This is a genomic window from Olsenella sp. Marseille-P4559, assembly GCF_900605015.1.
Taxonomy (GTDB): domain Bacteria; phylum Actinomycetota; class Coriobacteriia; order Coriobacteriales; family Atopobiaceae; genus Tractidigestivibacter.
Window position 1 is genome coordinate 1 of record NZ_LR027578.1, and the last position, 2599, is coordinate 2599.

At 54.7% G+C, this 2599-nt stretch carries 5 protein-coding genes; all 5 read right to left on the reverse strand.

Features of this window, described 5'->3' with window-relative positions; translation table 11 throughout:
* Window positions 1-148: 148 nt before the first annotated feature.
* Entirely contained in the window at window positions 149-388 is a 240-nt protein-coding gene (locus E0E00_RS14520) for a helix-turn-helix domain-containing protein (RefSeq protein ID WP_130813191.1), read from the reverse strand.
* A 237-nt stretch (window positions 389-625) separates the two neighbouring features.
* Entirely contained in the window at window positions 626-1117 is a 492-nt protein-coding gene (locus E0E00_RS14140) for a GNAT family N-acetyltransferase (protein WP_207302797.1), read from the reverse strand.
* A complete protein-coding gene (locus E0E00_RS14145; protein ID WP_165443734.1) occupies window positions 1114-1407 on the reverse strand; it encodes a DUF1778 domain-containing protein in 294 nt (97 codons plus the stop codon). Before E0E00_RS14145 ends, E0E00_RS14140 begins: the two co-directional genes overlap by 4 nt.
* A 109-nt stretch (window positions 1408-1516) precedes the next feature.
* Complete coding sequence (locus E0E00_RS14150) at window positions 1517-2080, reverse strand: hypothetical protein (RefSeq protein WP_207302798.1); 564 nt, start codon at window positions 2078-2080, stop codon at window positions 1517-1519.
* Window positions 2081-2082: 2 nt separating this feature from the next.
* Entirely contained in the window at window positions 2083-2415 is a 333-nt protein-coding gene (locus E0E00_RS14525; protein ID WP_256386447.1) for a transposase, read from the reverse strand.
* Window positions 2416-2599: the final 184 nt, after the last annotated feature.

The window sequence follows — 2599 nt, forward strand, 5'->3', positions numbered from 1 at the left end:
TACATAGGGTGGCACGACACAAAGAGGATCAGGCGCTCGCTGGGCTCGATGGGCCCCTTGGCATACAGGCAAAGCCTAACCCTTGCAGCCTAGCGAGAACGGTACGGAAAAGCGGTACCACCCCCAAGCCCAAGTGTCGATTAATACGTTAGCGAACACACCCATGGCGCCCGCGGCGGCCGTTCCCCTTCGGCTCGCGGCAGATGGTCGACCTGTCCCTACCGGTCTCTCCCGCGATGTAGGCGATTGACCTTCCCCCTGCATGCAGCATGGCCATGCGGTCCCTCTCCTGAGGGCCAAGATGCCTGTAGTGGCACATTCCTTCCAGCTTCCGACGTTGACCCAGACAACCAACATCGTAGCCTTCCGGGATGTGCCACGCCTTCATTCAGCGGGCTATCGTGTTGCACTCAGAATGCTAATCCGCCTGTCTTTTGGATATGTTGGAATACGTGGATGTAGCTATACCATATCCAGAAGACAGATAGGCATCTATGTGGGTATGGGCACTGCGTGGTTCGAGACATTTTGAGCCGGTGGCATACAGCGTGCAGCTCCAGCGACCCCATCAAGGCGAATTAACCATCGTTTCCCTAGATGACCAGAACGGTTACCACATTCATCGCTACTCAGGAAGTTTAAGCGGAATATACATCGTATCCATGCCTGGTATCTCTAGGAATCCATAGTGCAGATAAAAGCCCTGTACACCCTCATCCGCTGGATCGACAACGAGTGCTTTTGCACCAACCGTACCAGCAGCCGAAAGGGAACGAACTACAGCATCGCGCAGGAGCATAGATCCCAGCCCGGTCCCTTGGTACTGCTGATTAACGCCAAGCATTCCTAAAAGAAATACGGGAATGGATGAAGGTGCATTGCGTTTCAGCCAGCCGCCGCCAACACTACTCCTTATAATCGAATGGGAACTCAACGAGTAGAAACCTGCAACGGACTTTTCTTCTGTAGCAGCGAAGGAAACATATACAATTGCAGACCCGCGCTTTTTAGCGTAAGGAGCTCGGTTTCTAGCCCAATCGTCGACAACTTCGACTCCGCTGCAGAAGTCATCTAGTGTTTCGCCGTCCTCAAGCCTTCGAGGTTTTGTGAATCTCATGCCCACTCCGGCTTTACAGCGAGCAACTTTAGCATTGCTTCAGGCATTGGCTGCTCGAGTGCTGCGGCGAATTCGTCGAACTGCTGCGCAGATAGCACTGTCTCTGTTTCGGACCTGATGTCACGCTGTGCACATTCATCGAGATTGTTCAATGCCCAGCCAGTTAGACTGAGCCCCTTAAGCGCAGCTGCCCTCACATAGAGCGAACGCTTTTTTGCCGATAGGCGAAAGTCCAAACGTGCCGATTTCTCATCCATAGAGGCATCTACCTCATGCACCTTGGTTGCCATCATGTCCTCCCTTCGTTTGACAGCTAAATTGTACAGCAACAATACGTACAAGAACAATAAGAATGGAATATTTAATACACTAATAGTTTCCCAATCTACCGGACTATAGCTAGCCGGCAGGCAATGAATTCTTCCGCGGACGACCACGCGGACGTTTCGGCTTCATAGTTGCCGGGTTCTTCGGCTTGGGCTTGCGTCCACGCTTCTTAGGTTCTGGTTTTGGAGCCGGCTTGGATAATCCAAGAGCCTCCAGCTCAGCAAATATGGTCTTGAGGGTATGTACCCAGCAGCCGTCGTCTGTTGCTGGTTCGGCCGGGGAATCCATCAGTCTCCATGCAGAGGAAAGGTCGTCCATCAGTTCTGCATAGGACATGTTATCGAGAAGGCCAGCTTTCCCTGCCTTCCTGATGATCCTGCAGGTGGCAACTGTAGAGAGGAAGTTGATGAACTCGCTTCCCATCACAGAAAAGTCGCCCTGGCAGTTGGTGTGGTCCAAGCATTCATCGTTCTTGTGACGGTTGAATACCACTTCCAGAAGCCACCGGTCATTATGGCAAAGGTAAGCAGTCTTCGGATCAAGGTCCTGATCGGATTCCAAGACGATCACGCCAAAGAGGTCCTTCTTGATGGCGTACTTCTCGGGTGAAAAGGCATTTTTCTGGTTCTTCCGCATTTCTAGTGGGTAGCACAGGCCAGCGAGGACTGGGCCGAGAAGTCCAGCCTCCCCAGCCTCAGGAAGATCATGGTCTCGAAGTACCCGACGTTCCTGAAGCCCCTCGACGCCCTCCTGATCGACTGGACCACGGAGTCGGGCCCCCCGAGGATCGCGTTGGTGGCGCTCGACCTCCACCAGTCGGGGATGCCCTCCCGCTCCTTGCGCAGGGTCCTCGCCACCACCCTCGTCTCGGGCACGTTGGAGTGCGCCATCCGGCTCGCGAGCCTGTCGAGGGCGACCGCCGCGGACTCCCTGTCCGGGAGCCCGTAGACGTCCCCCATGGCCTCCTCCATCTGCTGTTGAATTTCAATAGGAACTGCGCGGATGTCGCACGGAAAACTGACCAACCGGGGGGTGGTACCGCTTTTCCGTACCGTTCTCGCTAGGCTGCAAGGGTTAGGCTTTGCCTGTATGCCAAGGGGCCCATCGAGCCCAGCGAGCGCCTGATCCTCTTTGTGTCGTGCCACCCTATGTAGC

Coding starts and splice junctions, on each gene's coding strand:
- E0E00_RS14150 (WP_207302798.1), bottom strand. CDS start 2,080: ATGCGGAAGAACCAGAAAAATGCCTTTTCACCCGAGAAGTACGCCATC.
- E0E00_RS14145 (WP_165443734.1), bottom strand. CDS start 1,407: ATGGCAACCAAGGTGCATGAGGTAGATGCCTCTATGGATGAGAAATCG.
- E0E00_RS14520 (WP_130813191.1), bottom strand. CDS start 388: ATGAAGGCGTGGCACATCCCGGAAGGCTACGATGTTGGTTGTCTGGGT.
- E0E00_RS14525 (WP_256386447.1), bottom strand. CDS start 2,415: ATGGAGGAGGCCATGGGGGACGTCTACGGGCTCCCGGACAGGGAGTCC.
- E0E00_RS14140 (WP_207302797.1), bottom strand. CDS start 1,117: ATGAGATTCACAAAACCTCGAAGGCTTGAGGACGGCGAAACACTAGAT.